The sequence below is a fragment of the Micromonospora sp. DT178 genome (genome assembly GCF_049841695.1).
In the GTDB taxonomy this organism is placed as follows: Bacteria; Actinomycetota; Actinomycetes; order Mycobacteriales; family Micromonosporaceae; genus Micromonospora.
Window position 1 is genome coordinate 23,536 of the sequence record NZ_JBNCKV010000016.1, and the last position, 16,988, is coordinate 40,523.

Annotated in this window: 16 protein-coding genes and 1 pseudogene; 10 read left to right on the top strand and 7 right to left on the bottom strand. The window is 75.8% G+C overall.

The genetic code is table 11. The annotated features are described in order from the left end of the window. Nucleotides 1-176: 176 nt before the first annotated feature. Nucleotides 177-1,379, top strand: a complete 1,203-nt coding sequence (locus ACLQ22_RS24650; RefSeq protein ID WP_425694408.1) for a glycosyltransferase — start codon at nucleotides 177-179, stop codon at nucleotides 1,377-1,379. Here the strand turns inward: ACLQ22_RS24650 and ACLQ22_RS24655 are convergent. The 4 genes and pseudogenes from ACLQ22_RS24655 to aroA all read right to left on the bottom strand — a co-directional run bounded on the left by ACLQ22_RS24655 (nucleotide 1,334) and on the right by aroA (nucleotide 5,680). Next, nucleotides 1,334-2,318: pseudogene (locus ACLQ22_RS24655) on the bottom strand (hypothetical protein). The gene ACLQ22_RS24650 and the pseudogene ACLQ22_RS24655 overlap by 46 nt on opposite strands. Nucleotides 2,319-2,377: 59 nt before the next feature. Next, a complete protein-coding gene (gene hisN / locus ACLQ22_RS24660; RefSeq protein ID WP_425694409.1) occupies nucleotides 2,378-3,196 on the bottom strand; it encodes a histidinol-phosphatase in 819 nt (272 codons plus the stop codon). 25 nt (nucleotides 3,197-3,221) lie between these two features. Continuing rightward, on the bottom strand, nucleotides 3,222-4,409 hold the full coding sequence (gene rsgA, locus ACLQ22_RS24665; RefSeq protein ID WP_425694410.1) for a ribosome small subunit-dependent GTPase A: 1,188 nt from the start codon (nucleotides 4,407-4,409) through the stop codon (nucleotides 3,222-3,224). Further along, nucleotides 4,379-5,680, bottom strand: coding sequence for a 3-phosphoshikimate 1-carboxyvinyltransferase (aroA, locus tag ACLQ22_RS24670; RefSeq protein ID WP_425694411.1), 1,302 nt, complete (start codon nucleotides 5,678-5,680; stop codon nucleotides 4,379-4,381). The genes rsgA and aroA overlap by 31 nt, the downstream gene beginning before the upstream one ends. 102 nt (nucleotides 5,681-5,782) lie before the next feature. On the opposite strand from aroA, the gene ACLQ22_RS24675 reads away from it, so the two are divergent. The 5 genes from ACLQ22_RS24675 (at nucleotide 5,783) to rsrA (ending at nucleotide 9,115) form a co-directional block, all read left to right on the top strand. Further along, a complete protein-coding gene (locus ACLQ22_RS24675) occupies nucleotides 5,783-6,493 on the top strand; it encodes an SOS response-associated peptidase (RefSeq protein WP_425694412.1) in 711 nt (236 codons plus the stop codon). 195 nt (nucleotides 6,494-6,688) lie between these two features. After that, nucleotides 6,689-7,081 (top strand): WhiB family transcriptional regulator, encoded by a 393-nt coding sequence (locus ACLQ22_RS24680; protein WP_366639444.1) that lies wholly within the window; start codon nucleotides 6,689-6,691, stop codon nucleotides 7,079-7,081. An 83-nt stretch (nucleotides 7,082-7,164) separates the two neighbouring features. After that, nucleotides 7,165-7,779: an alpha/beta family hydrolase gene (locus tag ACLQ22_RS24685; RefSeq protein ID WP_425694413.1), complete on the top strand. Its 615-nt coding sequence runs from the start codon at nucleotides 7,165-7,167 to the stop codon at nucleotides 7,777-7,779. 222 nt (nucleotides 7,780-8,001) lie between these two features. Beyond that, a complete protein-coding gene (locus ACLQ22_RS24690) occupies nucleotides 8,002-8,826 on the top strand; it encodes a sigma-70 family RNA polymerase sigma factor (protein WP_121399691.1) in 825 nt (274 codons plus the stop codon). A 1-nt stretch (nucleotide 8,827) separates the two neighbouring features. Then, a complete protein-coding gene (gene rsrA / locus ACLQ22_RS24695) occupies nucleotides 8,828-9,115 on the top strand; it encodes a mycothiol system anti-sigma-R factor (RefSeq protein WP_121399690.1) in 288 nt (95 codons plus the stop codon). Between the two features lie 125 nt (nucleotides 9,116-9,240). Here the strand turns inward: rsrA and ACLQ22_RS24700 are convergent, their stop codons facing one another. Next, nucleotides 9,241-9,315, bottom strand: a complete 75-nt coding sequence (locus tag ACLQ22_RS24700; RefSeq protein ID WP_369700219.1) for a 50S ribosomal protein bL37 — start codon at nucleotides 9,313-9,315, stop codon at nucleotides 9,241-9,243. Between the two features lie 322 nt (nucleotides 9,316-9,637). On the opposite strand from ACLQ22_RS24700, the gene ACLQ22_RS24705 reads away from it, so the two are divergent. Together ACLQ22_RS24705 and ACLQ22_RS24710 are read left to right on the top strand one after the other, a co-directional pair. Further along, complete coding sequence (locus ACLQ22_RS24705) at nucleotides 9,638-9,859, top strand: biotin/lipoyl-binding carrier protein (protein WP_199729539.1); 222 nt, start codon at nucleotides 9,638-9,640, stop codon at nucleotides 9,857-9,859. Next, nucleotides 9,856-10,365, top strand: a complete 510-nt coding sequence (locus tag ACLQ22_RS24710) for a GNAT family N-acetyltransferase (protein ID WP_425694414.1) — start codon at nucleotides 9,856-9,858, stop codon at nucleotides 10,363-10,365. The genes ACLQ22_RS24705 and ACLQ22_RS24710 overlap by 4 nt, the downstream gene beginning before the upstream one ends. A 27-nt stretch (nucleotides 10,366-10,392) precedes the next feature. Here ACLQ22_RS24710 and ACLQ22_RS24715 read toward each other — a convergent pair whose 3' ends face one another. Further along, nucleotides 10,393-12,144, bottom strand: coding sequence for a tetratricopeptide repeat protein (locus tag ACLQ22_RS24715; protein ID WP_425694515.1), 1,752 nt, complete (start codon nucleotides 12,142-12,144; stop codon nucleotides 10,393-10,395). A 245-nt stretch (nucleotides 12,145-12,389) separates the two neighbouring features. On the opposite strand from ACLQ22_RS24715, the gene ACLQ22_RS24720 reads away from it, so the two are divergent. Continuing rightward, entirely contained in the window at nucleotides 12,390-13,421 is a 1,032-nt protein-coding gene (locus ACLQ22_RS24720) for an SIS domain-containing protein (protein WP_425694516.1), read from the top strand. Between the two features lie 25 nt (nucleotides 13,422-13,446). Further along, complete coding sequence (locus tag ACLQ22_RS24725; RefSeq protein WP_425694415.1) at nucleotides 13,447-15,048, top strand: histidine kinase N-terminal domain-containing protein; 1,602 nt, start codon at nucleotides 13,447-13,449, stop codon at nucleotides 15,046-15,048. Between the two features lie 182 nt (nucleotides 15,049-15,230). Here ACLQ22_RS24725 and ACLQ22_RS24730 read toward each other — a convergent pair whose 3' ends face one another. Next, nucleotides 15,231-16,655: a glycosyltransferase family 39 protein gene (locus ACLQ22_RS24730; RefSeq protein WP_425694517.1), complete on the bottom strand. Its 1,425-nt coding sequence runs from the start codon at nucleotides 16,653-16,655 to the stop codon at nucleotides 15,231-15,233. Between the last annotated feature and the right edge of the window lie 333 nt (nucleotides 16,656-16,988).

The following is a 16,988-nucleotide window of genomic DNA, read 5'->3' on the forward strand; positions in this document are numbered from 1 at the left end:
CGCCGGTCGGATAGTCGTGGCCCCGGGCACGGCCTGTCGGCGTCCCGGAACAGTTGCCGTCGCGCAAGCACCCGCCGGGCTCTTCCCGATCTGCCAGGTTTCGGCTCCCGGGGGTTCGGTTAATGGGACCCTCTGACCGAGGACCACCGCTTGAGAAGATCGCATGGAGGTGACCCATGCGCGTCGGCCTCGTCTGCGCGCACGCCGGCCCACCCAGGGGCACCGACGGCCTGACCGTCGGCACCCACCAGCACATCGCCCGGGTCGCCGCCGAACTCGCCGCGCGGGGCCACGACGTCCGGGTGTACGAACGCCGCGACGACCCCGGTCTGCCGGAGACGACGACGGTCGACGGTTACCGGGTGGAGCGGGTGCCGATCGGCCCGGCCGCCCCGCTGCCCACCGCCGAACTGGTGCCGCACGTGTCCGCGTTCGGCGCCTGGCTGGCCGACCGGTGGACGGGCGACTGGCATCCCGAGGTGGTGCACGGGCACTACTGGGTCGGCGGGCTGGCCGCCGCGCACGCGGTCCGCGAGACGGACATCCCGGTGGTGCAGACGTTCCACTCCCTCGGCGTCGAGCAGCTGCGTCACCTCGGCCGGCAGTACGACGGGCCGGGGGAGCGAATCCCGCTGGAGCGGGCGCTGACCCGGGCGGTGGACATCGCGGTCGCCCAGTGCAACGACGAGGTCGACGAGCTGACCCGGATGGGGCTGCAACGCGCCTCCGTGGCGATGGTGCCGGCCGGCGTAGACACCGCGCAGTTCCACCCCGACGGCGAGGCCGCCCCCCGCGACCAGCGGGCCCGGATCCTCTCCGTCGGCGGGCTCTCGCCCGGGCACGGTCAGGAGGACCTGATCCGGGCCATACGCCTGGTCGGCGACGCCGAGCTGGTGATCGCCGGTGGCCCACCCGTCGGGCAGCTCGGCAACCACGCCGAGGCCCGGCGGCTGCGCGAGCTGGCCGAGCGGAGCGGGGTGGCCGACCAGGTGAAGCTGGTGGGCGCGGTGCCGCACGAACAGATGGCCACCTGGTACCGCTCGGCGGACGTGGTCGCCTGCACCCCGCACTACTCCTCCGCCGGCCGGGTGTCGCTGGAGGCGATGGCCTGCGGGGTGCCGGTGGTCGGCTACTCCATGGGCGGGATCGCCGACGCGGTGGTCGACGAGGTCACCGGCCGGTTGGTGCCGCCGGGCGACGTCCGCGCGCTGGGCGTGACGCTGCGCCGGCTGCTCGCCGACAACGCCGGGCGGTTCGCGTACGGGCACGCCGCCGTGGACCGGGTGCGGTGCAGCTACACCTGGGAGCGGACGGCGGGCGCGCTGGAGCGCCTCTACGAGCGGGTGGTGACCCGCCGCAAGCCGGTCGAGGCGGCCTGACCCGGGTCGCCTGCGCTACCTGGAGCAGCTGGAGTTCCACCTGGTGCACGAGGCGCGGCCGACTCCGCCTGTGGCTCAGAGCGGGCGACCGGGCGCTCCGGCGCCCACCATGCCCCGGTCCCGTTCCCCGGCGACCGCGTGGTGGTGCTGAGGCTCGGCGTACCGGGTGAGACCGATGACCGCCGCCAGGGTGACCAGGAACCCGACCGCGGCGAGCCACTCCCGCCCGGGCCAGATCTTGTCGTTGAGCAGCAGCAGGCCGACGATCGCGGCGGGCACCGCCCCGGCGGCGTCCATCGCCGCCACGGCGGCCGTGGTCGAGCCGCGCTGCATGGCCAGGCCGAGCAGCAGCTGACCGACGATCGAGTGGACGATCAGCAGGTAGAGCAGCGGATCCTGGACGAACGCCTCCGGCGTCGGGGCGGAGGCGAGGGGCCGGGCGGCCACCGCGGCGGCGGAGAACGCCAGCCCGGCCAGCGCGCCGAGCGCCACCGAGCCGGGCGCCCCGTGCAGGCGTACGGCGAAGAAGCCGATCACGGCGATCACGCCGAGCGTCGCCGCCAGGGCGATCATGCCGGCGGTGCCGAGCGGCTTGGCGGGCGCGGGCTCGGCGGAGAGCACCAACGCGGTGATCCCGGCGAACAGCAGCACCAGCAGGGCCACCTCGGCGGCCGGTAACCGCCACTTCAGCACCAGCACGCCGAGCAGGGCGGTGACCCCCAGCCCGGCGGCGACGCTGGACTGGACCAGGAACAGCGGCAGGTCCCGGCGGGCGAGCAGGGCCAGCACGAACCCGGCCACCTGGCAGCCGAGCCCGACCAGATAGGTGCGGTGCCCCGCCAGCCGCAGCAGCAGCCCCGGGTCGAAGGTGTGGTGCACGGTGGTGCGGGCGGCGGCCACCGACTGGAGCAGGTTGGCGACGCCGTACGCGACGATCATGGCCGCGAGGAAGCACCAACCGGAGGAGACCACCTGGCGAGGATAGAGGCTGCCGGAGGTCAGTGCTCGGTTGGCCGACCCAGCCGGGCGAGGATGTCGGCGTGCAGCGCGCCGTTGCTGGCCACGGCGCTGCTCTCGGTCCCGGCGTCGCCCGAGGGGGCGGGTCGGCCGGCCAGGTCGGTGAACGTCCCGCCCGCCTCGGTGACGATCGGCACCAGCGCGGCGACGTCCCACAGCGACAGCTCCGGCTCCACCATCACGTCCAGCGCGCCCTCGGCCAGCAGCATGTAGCCGTAGAAGTCGCCGTACGCCCGGCTGCGCCAGGTGTCCCGCATGAGCTGGAGCATCGCGTCCAGCCGCCCGGCGGACTCCCACGCCGTCAGCGACGAGTAGCAGAAGCTCGCGTCCGCGAGGTCCCGTACCGCGGAGACCCGGATCGGCACGCCACCGGCGGCGTCCGGCCCCGCGTACGCGCCCTCGCCGAGCGCGCCCCACCAGCGGCGGCCGAGCGCCGGCGCGGAGACCAGCCCGACGACCGGGCGGTCGGACTCCATCAGCGCGATCAGGGTGGCCCACACGGGCACGCCGCGGATGAAGTTCTTCGTGCCGTCGATCGGGTCGACCACCCAGCGGCGGCCGTCCGGGCCGCTGGCGGGCTCCTCGCCGTACTCCTCGCCCAGCAGACCGTCGCCCGGCCGGTGCGCGGCCAGCAGCGCCCGGATCTCCCGCTCCACCGCGGTGTCCGCGTCGGAGACCGGCGTCAGGTCGGGTTTCGCCTCGACCCGCAGGTCGAGCGCGCGGAACCGGGCCGTCGAGACGGCGTCGGCGGCGTCGGCGAGCAGGTGGGCGAGGGCGATGTCGTCGGCGTACCCGGGCATGCCCCAGACGGTAGCGATGCTCGGGTCAGGACCCGGCGAGCGGGTCGCCCGGATTCCGCTGGTCGGGCTCCCGCGCGTCGCCCTCACCCGACCGGGAGGCCAGCAGCCGGCGGTACGAGGCCAGCCGCCGCGCGTCGGCCTTGCCGGCGGCGACCCAGGCGTCCAGCCCGCAGTCGGTCTCGTCCGGCGTGTGCGGGCAGTTGGCGGGGCAGTCGACGGTCCCCTCGACCAGGTCGGGGAAGCCGTGCAGCAGGCTGTCGGCGGAGACGTGCGCGAGCCCGAAGCTGCGCACCCCCGGGGTGTCGACGATCCAGCCGGCGGCGGCTCCGGGTCGCGGCGCGGCGGCGGACGCGCCGCGCCGGCGTCGCCGCGAGTCGTCCTCGTCGCCGGGTAGCCGGGGCAGGCGCAGCGCCACCGCGCTCGTGGAGGTGTGCCGGCCCCGGCCGATCGCGCTGACCGTGCCGACCGCCCGGGCGGCGTCCGGCACGAGGCGGTTGACCAGCGTCGACTTGCCCACCCCCGAATGCCCGACCATGACCGAGATCCGCCCGGCGAGCAGGCTGCGCAGGGCGTCGAGGTCGGACTCCGGGCGGATCAGCACGTACGGCAGTTCCAGCTCGGCGTAGTAGCCGAGCACCGCCTCGGGGCCGGCCAGGTCGGCCTTGGTGAGGCAGAGCAACGGCTCGATGCCGGCGTCGTACGCGGCCACCAGGCACCGGTCGATGAAGCCGGTGCGCGGCGGCGGGTCGGCCAGCGCGCTGACGATGACCAGCTGGTCGGCGTTGGCGACGACCACCCGCTCCAGCCGCCCCTCGGCGGTCGTCTCGTCGTCGTCGGCCGTGCGCCGCAGCACCGACGTCCGCTCGGCGATCCGGACGATCCGGGCCAGCGCCCCGGCCGCGCCGGAGGTGTCCCCGACCAGGCCGACGCGGTCGCCGACCACCACCGACTTGCGCCCCAGCTCCCGGGCCCGCATCGCGGTGACCAGGGGCGCGTCCGGCCCGGCGTCGGGCGGCACGCAGGTGTAGCGGCCCCGGTCGACGGCGATCACGAAGCCGTCCACCGCGTCGGAGTGCAGGGGGCGCGTGCGGGTACGCGGGCGCGACGACCTGCCCGGACGGACCCGGACGTCGTCCTCGTCGTACTCCCGCCGCTTGGTCGCCAGGACCCGCCCCCCTCGTGTCAGCTCTTGCCGGTCACCATCGCCGACCATAGTGCCGGAAACTCGGGCATGGTCTTCGAGGTGCACGCCACGTCGCTCAACTCGATGCCCGGCACGGCCAGGCCGGCCACGGCGGCGGCGTGCGCCATCCGGTGGTCGTGGTAGGTCTCGAACACCCCGCCGTGCAGCGGCCGGGGCCGGATCTCGAGCCCGTCGGGGGACTCGGTGATGTCGGCGCCGAGCGCGGCGAACTCCCGCGCCAGCGCGGTCAGCCGGTCGGTCTCGTGGCCCCGGATGTGGCCGACGCCGGTGAACACCGACGGCGAGTCGGCGAGCATGGCCAGCGCGGTGAGCGCCGGAGTCAGCTCGCTGACGTCGGAGAGGTCGGCCTCCAGGCCGTGCACCGTGCCGGTGCCACGGACCGTCAGCCCGGCGGTGGAGAGGGTCACCTCGCCGCCCATCCGCTGAAGCAGCGTGCGGAGCTGCTCGACGGGCTGGGCGCTGCTGCGCGGCCAGCCCTGGAGGGTCACCTCGCCGCCGGTGACCAGGGCGGCGGCGAAGAACGGCACGGCGCCCGACAGGTCGGGCTCGATCTGCCAGCCGCGCCCCGTGAGCGGGCCCGGCTCGACCACCCACACGTCGGGGGTGCCGTCGTCGACCGCCGCGCCGGCGGCCCGGAGCATCTGCACCGTCATCCGCAGGTGCGGCGCGGAGGGCACGGGCGGGCCCACGTGCCGGACCACCACGCCCCGGTCGAAGCGCGGCGCGGCCAGCAGCAGCCCGGAGACCAGTTGGCTGGAGGCGGAGGCGTCGATCACCACGTCGCCGCCGGCCACCCGCCCGGCGCCGAGCACGGTCAGCGGCAGGCTGCCGGTGGCGGGGGCGTCCACGCGCGCGCCGAGAGAGCGCAGCGCCCCGATCAGGGGGCCGAGGGGCCGGGTGCGGGCCTGCGGGTCGCCGTCGAAGGTGATCCGCCCGTCGGCCAGGCCCGCCACCGGCGGGACGAAGCGCATCACGGTGCCGGCGAGGCCGACGTCGACGTGCGCGGGGCCGACCAGCGGGTGGGGGCGGACCAGCCAGCGCTCGTCGTCGCTGATCGACATGTGCGCGCCCATCGCGCGCAGCCCGGCGGCCATCAGCTCGGTGTCCCGCGCGCGCAGCGGCCCGGCCAGGGTCGACGGGCCGCCCGCCAGCGCGCTCAGCACCAGGGCGCGCGCGGTCATCGACTTGGACCCGGGCAGGCGCAGCGTCGCCGCGACCGGGTCGGAGGCGGTCGGAGCGGTCCACGGCTGCGGCGGCCGGGTCGCGATCAGGTTCCCCACGGTTACATTCTGCCGCGTCCGTCGGCGGGCGACGCCGGCCGGCACGCGTCCTCCCGGTCAGCGGGACAGCCGGGCGGCGCGCGGCGGGCTAGCGTGTGCGGCATGTGCGGGAGGTACGCGACGACCCGGAGCGCGGGCGACCTGAGCGCGCTGTTCGAGTCCCAGGACGAGACCGGCGGCGGGGTCGGTCCCGACCACAACGTCGCGCCCACCGACCCGGTGCCGCTGGTGCGGGTCAGCCCGGAGGGGCACCGCGCGCTGTCGGTCGGCCGCTGGGGGCTGGTCCCGTCCTGGTCCCGGTCGCCCAAGGGCGCCGCCCGCATGATCAACGCCCGCGCCGAGACGGTCGCCACCAGCCGGGCGTACGCCGGGGCCTTCGCCCGCCGCCGCTGCCTCGTCCCCGCCGACGGCTGGTACGAGTGGGTCCGCTCGGCGGACGGGCGCAAGCAGCCCTACTACATGACCCCGTCGGACGGCTCGGTGCTCGCCTTCGCCGGCATCTGGTCGGTCTGGGACGGCTCCGGCGGTCCGCTGCTGACCTTCAGCGTGCTCACCACCGCCGCGCTGGGCGAGCTGGCCGAGGTGCACGACCGGATGCCGCTGCTGCTGCCCCGCGATCGCTGGGCGGCGTGGCTGGCCCCGACCGACGCGCCGGAGGGCCTGCTCGCGCCGCCCCCGCCCGACTGGCTCGCGACGCTGGAGATCCGCCCGGTGGGCACGGCGGTCGGCGACGTGCGCAACGACGGGCCGCAGCTGACCGAGAGGGTGCCGCCCGCCCGGCCCGCCGCGCCGGAGGAAATGACGCTCTTCTGACAGTCCGACACATTGTCGGGTGTGATTTGCCAGAGTTGCGGGCGAAACGTCGCCCTGGCGTTCACCCATATTCGCCGTGAAGTCTTGTCCCGGTGTCCGGAAGTGCGATACAACACAGCGCCGGTAGTGGGTGTCGATTCGCACGGGGCGGACGACGCGCACCGATCTTGCCGGTCCCACGGGGGAGGTGGGTGGATGACACGGGCACGTATGCCCCGGCCGCACGAGGTGGCCGCCGCACGACGGGATCCGCGGCTGTTGCGGGCGTTGCGGGAGCGGCGACAGGACGAGGCGTGGCGCACCAGGGGAACCTGCCAGAACGTCGACCCGGAAACGTTCTTTCCGGCGCCGAACGAACCGGCCGACGCGGCCGTCGCGCTCTGTCGCAGCTGTGACGTGCAGGGTTCCTGCCTGGCCTGGGCGCTTGACGTGGGGGACTGCCACGGCGTCTGGGGCGGCACCACACCGCGCGAGCGGCGGGCGATGCTGGTCGCCTGGCGCGACGAGGTGCAACCGGATCCGGACGCCGCCCGCGAGGCGGGTCCGCCGGTCCGGGACCGGCTGCTCACCCTGGTGCCGCTTAGCTGACCGTCGACTGAACCGGTCGCAGCCGGCCCGCCACCTCGGCGGGCCGGCTGCCCGTCGTGTCCCGGACGCCGCAGAATGGGCCGATGCCCCAGGACGACGACCTTTCCACCCCGCGCGGGCCCGCCCGGGTCGACACCGACCTGCCGGCGGGTGCGCCGAGCGCCCTGCTGGTGCTCGGCCACGGCGCGGGCGGTGACGTCGACGCCCCCGACCTGCGTGCGCTCCGGGACGCGGCGGTCGGCGCCGGGCTGGTGGTGGCGCGGGTGACCCAGCCGTACCGGGTCGCCGGACGGCGTGCGCCGGCGCCGGCGGGGCACCTCGACGAGGCGTGGACCGCCGTGCTCGCCGTGTTGCGGCAGCGGCATCCCGGCGTACCCGTGCTGGTGGGCGGGCGGTCCAGCGGCGCGCGGGTGGCGTGCCGCACCGCGCCGGCGGTGGGCGCCGCCGGGGTCGTCGCGCTCGCGTTCCCGCTGCATCCGCCGGGCCGCCCGGAGCGGTCGCGCGCGGCGGAGTTGGCGACCGGCCTGCCGACCCTCGTGGTCAACGGCGACCGCGACCCGTTCGGGGTGCCGGAGCCGGTGCCGGGGGTGCGGGTGGTGACCCGCCCGGGGGAGCGGCACGACCTGCGGGGGGACCCGGCCGGCACGGCCGCCGTGGTGCGCGACTGGCTGCGCGGGCAGGGCTGGGCGCGCCGCTGAGCCGCGCGGCGGGCCGTGTCCGCCTGCCGCGGCGGGTCGTTGCATCGGATGGCGCCGGACGCCCGGTTCGGGCGGGCGGCGCCGGTCCTCCCAGGCCCTTCCTGGTCCCAGCGTCGGCCTGCGCCGGCGCCGGGACCAGGAACGGGGAGGTCAGCGGAATGTCCCGCCCCGTCGGGGGCGTTGCACCCCCGGGGACGACATTTCTGGCGAGGGGGGAGACCGGTGCCGACCGAGACGCGGGTCCGGGAACGGGACGAGCGGGGAGCACGGCAGTTGCGACGGCTGCTGGGCGGCCCGGACTGGCCCGCGGTGGTGCCGCCGGTCGGCCCGGCCGCGGTGAGTACGAGCACACCCGCCGGAAGTGAATCTGCGGGCACGTCCGTACGCGTATCCTCGGCGGGACAGCATCCGACGCGAGGGGATGTGCGGTTGACCACCGAGAAGACGGACGAGCGCAGGGCCCGCTTCGAGCGGGACGCGATGCCCTTCGTCGATCAGCTCTACGCTGCCGGGCTGCGGATGACCCGCAACCCGGCGGATGCCGAGGACCTGGTCCAGGAGACCTACCTGAAGGCGTACGCCGCCTTCCACCAGTTCGAGCAGGGCACGAACCTGAAGGCCTGGCTCTACCGGATCCTGACCAACACCTACATCAACTCCTACCGCAAGCGGCAGCGTCAGCCCATCCAGGCGCCGACCGACGAGATCACCGACTGGCAGCTCGCCGAGGCCGAGTCGCACACCTCCAGCGGGCTGCGCTCGGCCGAGACCGAGGCGCTGGACCGGTTGCCGGACAGCGACGTCAAGGAGGCCCTCCAGCAGTTGCCGGAGGAGTTCCGCCTGGCCGTCTACCTCACCGACGTCGAGGGCTTCTCCTACAAGGAGGTCGCCGACATCATGGGCACGCCGATCGGCACGGTCATGTCGCGTCTGCACCGCGGCCGACGTAATCTGCGCAAGCTGCTCGAGCAGTACGCCGCCGAGCGGGGCTTCAGCGCCGCGGCGTCGAAGAAGGGCTCGACCGCTTCCGCCGGCCGGGAGGTCTGACATGAGCTGTGGAGATCCGCACGAGACGGATTGCCGCGAGGTCATCGCGGAGGTCTACCTCTACCTGGATCTGGAGTGCGCCGAGGAGCGGCGCACGCTGATCCGGCACCATCTCGACGAGTGCGGGCCGTGCCTGCGCGAGTACGGCATCGAGCAGGAGGTGCGGGCGCTGGTCGCCCGCTGCTGCGGCAACGAGACCGCGCCCGACCAGCTGCGGGAGCGGCTGCGGCTGCGCCTCACCGAGCTGGTCGTCTTCGAGAGCACCGAGTCGAAGGAGCTGGCCGACTGAGGTCGGGCGGATGCGGTTGGTGCCCGCTCAGAGACATCAAACGCCGGTGGCCCGGGTCGTGACGACCCGGGCCACCGGCGTCCGCGCTGACTGGTCGACGCCGGGCCGTGGGGCCCGGCCGCCGGTCAGGAGTTGGGGCGCTTGCCGTGGTTCGCGCCGCTCTTCTTGCGGGCCTTCTTCTTGCGGGCCTTCTTCGCCATGGTGACCTCCTCGTGATGGTCGGATCCCGCCTGCGCGCGATCTCGGCGCCGGTGCACGCACCGGTCCTCCCGGCGCCGGGGTCCGACCCGCTGATGCTAGTGCGGCCGGCACCCGCCGTCGTCCGCCGGGGCCGCCGCCGTACGCCACGCCGCACGACACGCCGGAGGACCGCCACCCGCCCCGCCGGATCGCCACCGGCCGGGGCGCCCGGGGTGGGTCCGACCCGGAGTCGATCATCCAGCCGGCCCGGGCCGCTCCACGCCCGCCGGAGGTCGCCCGCATGATTGGATACGTCGGCAGGCAACCGCGAGAGGGAGGGCCCTGAAGATGGCCGAGGAGATCCGCGCCGAGATGGTGGCGAACGTCTGGAAGGTCGTCGCGTCGGCCGGGGACACCGTGTCCGAGGGGGACACGCTGGTGATCCTGGAGTCGATGAAGATGGAGATCCCGGTCGTGGCCGAGTCCGACGGTGTCGTCAAGCAGCTCGCGGTCAACGAGGGCGACGTCGTGCAGGACGGTGACCTGATCGCGGTGATCGATTGACCGGCCTCTCGGTCCGCCGGGCCGGGCCGGCCGACTTCGCGGCGGTGGCCCGGCTGACGGTCGCCGCGTACGAGGCGGACGGCCAGCTCAAGGGCGAACACGGCTACGCCGCCGTGCTCGCCGACGTGGCGTCCCGGGCCCGCGACGGCGAGGTGCTCGTCGCCGTCGACGACGCCACCGGTGAGCTGCTCGGCTCGGTGACCTTCGTCCTGCCCGGCACCCGCTACGCCGAGCTGTCCCGGGCGGGTGAGGCGGAGTTCCGGATGCTGGCGGTGGACCCGGCCGCGCAGGGGCGGGGCGTCGGCGCGGCGCTGGTCGAGGCCTGCGTGTCGCGGGCGACCGAGCTGGGCTGTTCCGCCGTGGTCATCTGCGTCCGCAGCGGCTTCGCCGACTCCGCCCAGCGGCTCTACCGACGTCGCGGCTTCGTACGGACGCCCGAGCTGGACTGGGCGCCCCTGGACGGGGTGCGACTGCTCGGCCTCCGGCTGGAACTGACCGACGCCTGAGGCGCCGCCACCGCCGGCGACGACGGTTCACCGGCGCCTGAGGCGCTCCCAGAGGCGACGCAGGCGGGGCCGCGGCCGGGGGACCGGGGCGGTGGCCGTCAGTGCGGTGGCCAGGGCCGCCGTCTCCGGGTCCAGGGCCGGGCTCGCCAGGGACAGGTGCGCCAGCGACGGCGCGATCGGCACCGGGCGGGTCCGGGCGACCGCCGCCACGTCGGTCAACCGCTCGCTCACCACCCGCGCCACGTCGGGGCGTACCGCCGGGTCGACCCAGGCGGCGGTGACCAGGGCGAACAGGGCCGCCTCGGTGACCCAGTCCTCGACCCCCCAGACGAGGTCCAGCAGGACCCGGCGCCGGGTCGACTCCGCCCACGGCTCGTCGGTGCGGTGGTGCAGCAGGCCCAGGCACGCCCACACCTGGACGCAGCGCACCCAGAGCGAGGGGTCCTGCCCGAGTACCCGGCCCAGCGCGGTCGGCGGCGCCTCCGGCGGGTGCGCCAGCAGGCCGAGGAGGTCGGCCAGTTCCAGGGTGGCCAGGCCCACCGCCGCGTCGTACGCCGCCGGCGGGTGCGGCCACGCCGGGTGGGCGAGCTGCCGCAGCCGCGCCGCCGCCTCCGCCGAGGGCGCCGGCACGGCGGGCACGACCGTCGTCCCGTCGTGGCGCCAGAGCTGCCGGGCGGTCGCCCGCCGGGGCTCGCGCGGGTCCGGGTCGGGCACGTCGGCCACCTCGATGCGCAGCCCGGGCGCGGCCGTCGCGGCGGTACGCAGCGCGCTGGGCGGCGCGGGCGAGTCCAGCCGTACGGCGCCGAGGCCGACGCGCTCGTCGGTGACGGCCTGGCGCAGCGCGTCCACCACCGGCCCGGTCGCCGGGGTGACCTGCCCCAGCCAGGGCCGGCCCCGGCAGCTCTCGGCCAGGTCGCCGTGCTCGTGCGTGTCGTCGGGATGGTCCCGGACGAAGTCGGCGAGCGCGACCAGGTGCGCCACGTCGCCGTCGCGCTGGTGCCGCAGCCGGTGCGCGGTGTGCACGGCGCACTCGAAGGAGGGGTCCCGGGCGAGCGCCCGGTCTATCCAGTCGAGCGCCTCGTCGAGCCGTCCGTTGTCGGCGAGCGTGCCGGCGATGTCGGCGTAGACGGTGAGGTCGTCGGGGTCGTGCGCGACGGCGCGCCCGAGTGCCGCCAGCGCCTCCCGGGTGCGCCCGGCGCTGCGGTACGCGTACCCGAGCCACACCTCGCCGATCTTCGACGGCTCCGCGCGTACGCCCCGGGCGGCCCAGCGGATCGCCAGGTCGACCTCGCCGAGCCGCCGGGCCAGCGCGGACGCCGCGCCCAGCAGCAGGCCGTGCTCGGGGTGGACGGTGACCGCGTTGCGGGCCAGCGCCAGGTAGGGGGCCAGGGCGGCCCGGCCGGCCCGGGGCACCGGGTCGGCCACGGCAGCGCAGACCTGCATCAGGATCCGGGCGGCCCGGTCCGGTTCGAGGCGTTCGGCGAGTTCCGGGGCGGTCACCCACGGCACCCCGGCCCAGTCCGTCCCCGGTGCGTGGCCGGTCGCCGCGACCAGCAGGTCCAGCCCTTCGGCGGGCCGGCCGACGGCGGCGAGCAGGTGCGCGCGGGCCACGACGGCGCCGACGAAGGCGTGGCCCTGGAGCGGGAAGAGGTCGACGCCGCCCGCCCCGTCGGCGGCGGCGAGCCGGGCGAGGGTCTCGTGCACGTCGGGCAGCGTCGGGGCCTGGGCCAGCGCGGCGGCGACGTGACCGGCCGCGTGTGCCAGGTCGCCGTCGTCCATGGCGAGGCGGGCCAGGGCAAGTTCCTCCGCCGCGGACAGCGACCGGTCGTCCTCGGGCACGGCGTCCTCTCGCTGGTCGGTCGGTGGGGTCGGGCAAGCCTAGGTGATGTTGCGCCGAGATGGTGATCATCTGCGCACTACTGCTCGTTCAATTGCTCGGGCCAACTCAAACGTGCAAGACTGAGCAGGAAACGCGCGGCAATCGCGCAGTGGGAGGAGTTTCCGTGACGCGTGCAGGGGCTGGCATGGCGGCCGACATCGACGAGCAGCCGGCGGGCTACGAGCGGCTGCTCTCCGCCGAGCACGCCGGGGCGATCGCCCGGGTGGCGGCGGTCATCGCGGAACGCCGCCCGCGGCACGTGGTCTTCACCGCCCGGGGCACCTCCGACCACGCGGCCCTCTACGGGGCGTACCTGACCGAGATCCGCCTCGGCCTGCCCGCCGGCCTCGCCTCGCCCAGCGTCGTCACCCTCTACGGCGCCCGGCCGGACCTCTCCGACGCGCTGGTCGTCGGCGTCAGCCAGAGCGGCGGCTCGCCCGACCTCGCCGAGGTGCTGCGGACCGCCCGCGCCTCCGGCGCGCTGACCCTCGCGGTCACCAACGCGCCCGACTCCCGGCTGACCGGCGTCGCCGAGCTCAGCGTCGACATCGCCGCCGGGCACGAGCGCGCGGTGGCCGCCACCAAGACCTACACCGCCGAGCTGCTCGCCCTGCTGATGCTCGTCGAGGGCATCCGGGCCGGCGACGGCGCGCTGCCCGCCGACGAACGCGCGGCGCTCGCCGCCCTGCCCGAGCTGGCCGCGCGCACCCTGGAAGACCCGACCCCGGGCCAGCTCGCACCCCGCTACCGGTTCGCCGGCCAGCTCGTCACCACCGGTCGCGGGTACGCGTACCCGACCGCCCGCGAGGCCGCGCTGAAGCTGATGGAGACCTCCTACCTGCCGGCGCTCGCGTTCTCCGGCGCCGACCTGCTGCACGGCCCCCTCGCCATGACCGACCCGGACGTGCCGGTGCTCGCCGTGGTCGGCTCCGGGCCGGGCGGCCGGTCCATGGGCGAGGTGCTGCCCCGCCTCGGGGAACGCCGCGCCGACGTGGTGGTGGTCGGCTCCGCCGACGTCGAGGGCGCCACCCGGATGGCCGTCCCCGAGGTCGACGAGCGGTACGCGCCGCTGCTGGACATCCTGCCGTTGCAGCGCCTGGCGCTGGCGCTGGCGCTCGCCCGGGGCGAGGACCCGGACGCGCCGCGCGGGCTGAAGAAGGTCACCGCGACGATGTGACGCCCGTCGTGGCACGCTGGTCGACGTGTCCACGCTGCGCAACCTCGCCGAGGAGCACACCCGCCTCCGTCCGGCCGACATCGACCACCTGCACCGGATCGCCGGCGACTGGCAGTTGCTCTCCGATCTGTCCTTCGCCGACCTGCTGCTCTGGGTGCCCGTGGACGGTGACGGGGCGTTCCTCTGCGTCGCCCAGGTCCGGCCGACGACCGCGCCCACCGCGTACCTGGACGACCAGGTGGGGCGGATCGTCGGCGGGCCCGAGGTGGCGCACCTGGAGGTGGCCCACCGGCAGGGCCGGATCTGGCGGGAGGGCGACCCGGTCTGGTACGGCGACGTGCCCGCCCGGCACGAGGCGATCCCGGTCCGGCTGCGCACCACCGACGGCGAGGCCGGCGAGGTGATCGCCGTGGTGGGGCGGGACACCAACCTCTCCACCGCGCGCACCCCGAGCCAGCTGGAGCTGAACTACCTCACCACCGCCGACGACCTGGCCCAGATGATCGCCGACGGGACCTTCCCGCCGCCGCGGCATCCCGGGGAGACCACGTCGGCCCCGCGCGTCGGCGACGGGCTGGTCCGGCTCGACGCCGGCGGCAAGGTCACCTACGCGAGCCCGAACGCGCAGTCGGCGTACCGGCGGTTGGGCTACGCCTCCCACCTGGTGGGCGAGGACCTGGCGGCGCTGCACCGCCGGCTGGCGAGCGACCCGCTGGAGGGCACCGACGCGGCGAACGGCATCCTCGCCGCGCTGCGCGGCGAGGCGCCGCCCCGCCGGGAGATCGACGCGCGCGGCGCGACGATGCTCACCCGGGCGCTGCCGCTGATGCCCGCCGGGGTGCCGATCGGCGCGCTGGTGCTGGTCCGCGACATCACCGAGGTACGCCGCCGCGACCGCGCCCTGATCACCAAGGACGCCACCATCCGGGAGATCCACCACCGGGTGAAGAACAACCTCCAGACCGTCGCCGCCCTGCTGCGGCTCCAGGCCCGCCGGGTGTCCATGCCGGAGGCCCGGGTCGCCCTGGAGGAGTCGGTACGCCGGGTCGCCTCCATCGCGCTGGTGCACGAGACCCTCTCCATGTCCAGCGACGAGGCGGTCGAGTTCGACGGCATCGTCGACCGGGTGGCCAGCGCCGCGACGGAGGTGGCCGCGACGGAGGCCACGGTCGGCATGCGGCGCGAGGGCAGCTTCGGCGTACTTCCCGCCGAGGTCGCCACGTCGCTGGTGATGGTGCTCAACGAGCTGCTGCTCAACGCCGTCGAGCACGGCTTCCCGCCCGACACCGAGACGCCCGCCGGCCCGACCGGGCCCGGAACCCCCGCCCCGGGAACGCAGGCCCCGGCCGCGGCCGGGCCACCCGCCCGGCCCGCCCCGGAGGTGGTGTTGTCGGCGCACCGGTTCCGCAAGATGCTGCACGTCTCGGTCACCGACAACGGGCGCGGGCTGCCGCCGGACTTCGACGCCGAGCGGGGCGGCAACCTCGGGCTGCAGATCGTCCGGGCGCTGGTCACCGGCGAGCTGCGCGGCACCATCGAGCTGCGCGACGGCGCGAAGGGCGGCACCGAGGCGACGCTCGTCGTCCCGCTGGTGCGCAACGCCCCCGAGGGCCGCCCCGCCGGCTGACCCGGGGCACCGCTGCCGCCGCTGCCGCTGCTGCCGCTGCCGCAGCCGTAGCGGTCGGCGCCATGATCAGCTGCTGGGAAACCGGCCTGGGAGCGCCCGCGACACCGGCTCACCGTCGAACGATCGAGCCGGGACGGAGGCCAGGGGAACGCGGGGCGGGGGAGCAGGCCGGGGCGGGTGGGTCAGCGGGTGAGTAGGGCGACGGTCAGCCCGGGGCGCGGCCAGACCCGTACGACGGTGTAGTCGGCGCGCAGCGCGTCGCCCTTGGGGCCGGCGACGGCGGCCAGCGGATCGTCGCGGCGACCGGCCACGACCAGCCAGACCCGCTCCGCGCCGGCCAGGCACCCGGCCGGGCGGGCGCACTCGGCGGCCCACAGGTCGCCCCGGTGGGCCTGGTCCTCCGTCGCCAGCACGTCGCGGGGCCGACGGTCGCCCAGGTGGTACGCGAGACCCAGGTCGAGGAAGAGCCAGCTCTGGCGGGGGGAGTAGACGACGGCGTCGCCCGGCCGCTGACCGTCGGCGACGATCCGGGCCGCGCCCCGGTAGTCCACCGTCGCGCTGCGCGGCCACTCGTGGGTACGCCGCAGCGCCGCCTGGTCGGGCAGCCCGAGCAGCCCGGTCAGGGCGACGACGGCCAGCGCGGGCGGCAGTGGCACCGTCGCCAGCGCCGCCCCGGCGAGCAGGCAGCCGAAGGGCACCACGAAGACGAGGTACCGGGGCACCCAGAGCGGCACGACCAGCCCCGCGGCGAAGAGCAACAGCACAGGCAGCAGCACGGCGAGCCCGGGCAGCAGGGCGCGCCGGCCCAGCCGCGCCGCGCCGAGCGCCGCGAGGCCCACCAGCACCCCGCCCACCACGCCGCTCTGTGCCACCCCGCCCGCGAGGGCGGCCAGGTCGTCGGGGCGGGCGGTCGCGACCCAGCCGAGCTGTCGGGAACGCTGTTCCCTGGCGAGCAGCACCAGCGGTGTCAGCAGCAACACGGTGGGCAGCAGGGCGAGCGCCCAGCGCAGCGGGCGGTTCGGCGGCCCCGTACGGCGGCTGGCGAGCACCGCCACCGCGTGTGCGGCGAGCAGGGTGAGCGCGACCAGGTGGGTGAGCCCGAGCGCGGCCACGGCGGCGGCGTACCCGGCCCAGCGCGTCCACCGGGGCCGGGCCGTCGCCTCGACCAGCAGCAGGGTCGCCAGCACCGCCAGGAGGGTGGCCAGCGCGTACGGGCGGGCCTCCTGGCCGTACCGCGAGGTGCCCGGGAGCACCGCGAGGAGCAGCCCGGCGAGCAGCCCGGCCCGGGCACCGAGCAGGCGCTGCCCGAGGAGCGCGGTCAGCCCGGCCGTGGCGGCCATGGCCAGCGCGGCGGGCAGCCGCAGCGCGGTCACCGAGTCGCCGAAGACGGCCACCCAGGCGTGCATGAACAGGTAGTAGGGGCTGGTGGCGGCGTCGATGGTGCCGGCGAGCCGGACGAGCTCCCCGGGCGACCGGCTCGCCGCGCTCCAGGTGGCCAGCTCGTCGCGCCACGGCTGCGCGTGGTCGATCCCGGTCAGCACGACGGCCAGGGTGGCCAGTGTCGGCGCGATCCAGATCAGCTGGCCCGTGCGATCCGGCCCGCCCACCGCCTCGCGCACCGGCGGGACGCGGTCGCCGGGCGGGTCAGCGGAACCGGTCACATACCGCAGCGTCACACAGTCCGGCCGTCCGGTGCGCCGATCCGCCGATCGCGCGCCGGCGTCGGCCCCCGACCGTGACCCGTGCCTCCCGCCGGCTCACGCTGATCCGCAAGGCGACCGGCCACGCGGCGCGAGGGCGGTTGGCGCCGGCCGGTGGGACCCGGCCCCCGACCGGTCTCGCCGCGTCCCCGTGGCGTGGCCCGTGATGTGGGATCCCGCACGCGGTCTTTGGCCGGCCCCCACCAGGTGTGGCAGCATGACTTCCATGACCGCCGCTGT

Excerpts from the sequence above, each read along its gene's own strand:
- ACLQ22_RS24650 (WP_425694408.1), top strand. The coding sequence starts at position 177 with ATGCGCGTCGGCCTCGTCTGCGCGCACGCCGGCCCACCCAGGGGCACC.
- hisN (WP_425694409.1), bottom strand. The coding sequence starts at position 3,196 with ATGCCCGGGTACGCCGACGACATCGCCCTCGCCCACCTGCTCGCCGAC.
- rsgA (WP_425694410.1), bottom strand. The coding sequence starts at position 4,409 with ATGGTCGGCGATGGTGACCGGCAAGAGCTGACACGAGGGGGGCGGGTC.
- ACLQ22_RS24675 (WP_425694412.1), top strand. The coding sequence starts at position 5,783 with ATGTGCGGGAGGTACGCGACGACCCGGAGCGCGGGCGACCTGAGCGCG.
- ACLQ22_RS24680 (WP_366639444.1), top strand. The coding sequence starts at position 6,689 with ATGACACGGGCACGTATGCCCCGGCCGCACGAGGTGGCCGCCGCACGA.
- ACLQ22_RS24685 (WP_425694413.1), top strand. The coding sequence starts at position 7,165 with ATGCCCCAGGACGACGACCTTTCCACCCCGCGCGGGCCCGCCCGGGTC.
- rsrA (WP_121399690.1), top strand. The coding sequence starts at position 8,828 with ATGAGCTGTGGAGATCCGCACGAGACGGATTGCCGCGAGGTCATCGCG.
- ACLQ22_RS24715 (WP_425694515.1), bottom strand. The coding sequence starts at position 12,144 with ATGGACGACGGCGACCTGGCACACGCGGCCGGTCACGTCGCCGCCGCG.
- ACLQ22_RS24720 (WP_425694516.1), top strand. The coding sequence starts at position 12,390 with ATGGCGGCCGACATCGACGAGCAGCCGGCGGGCTACGAGCGGCTGCTC.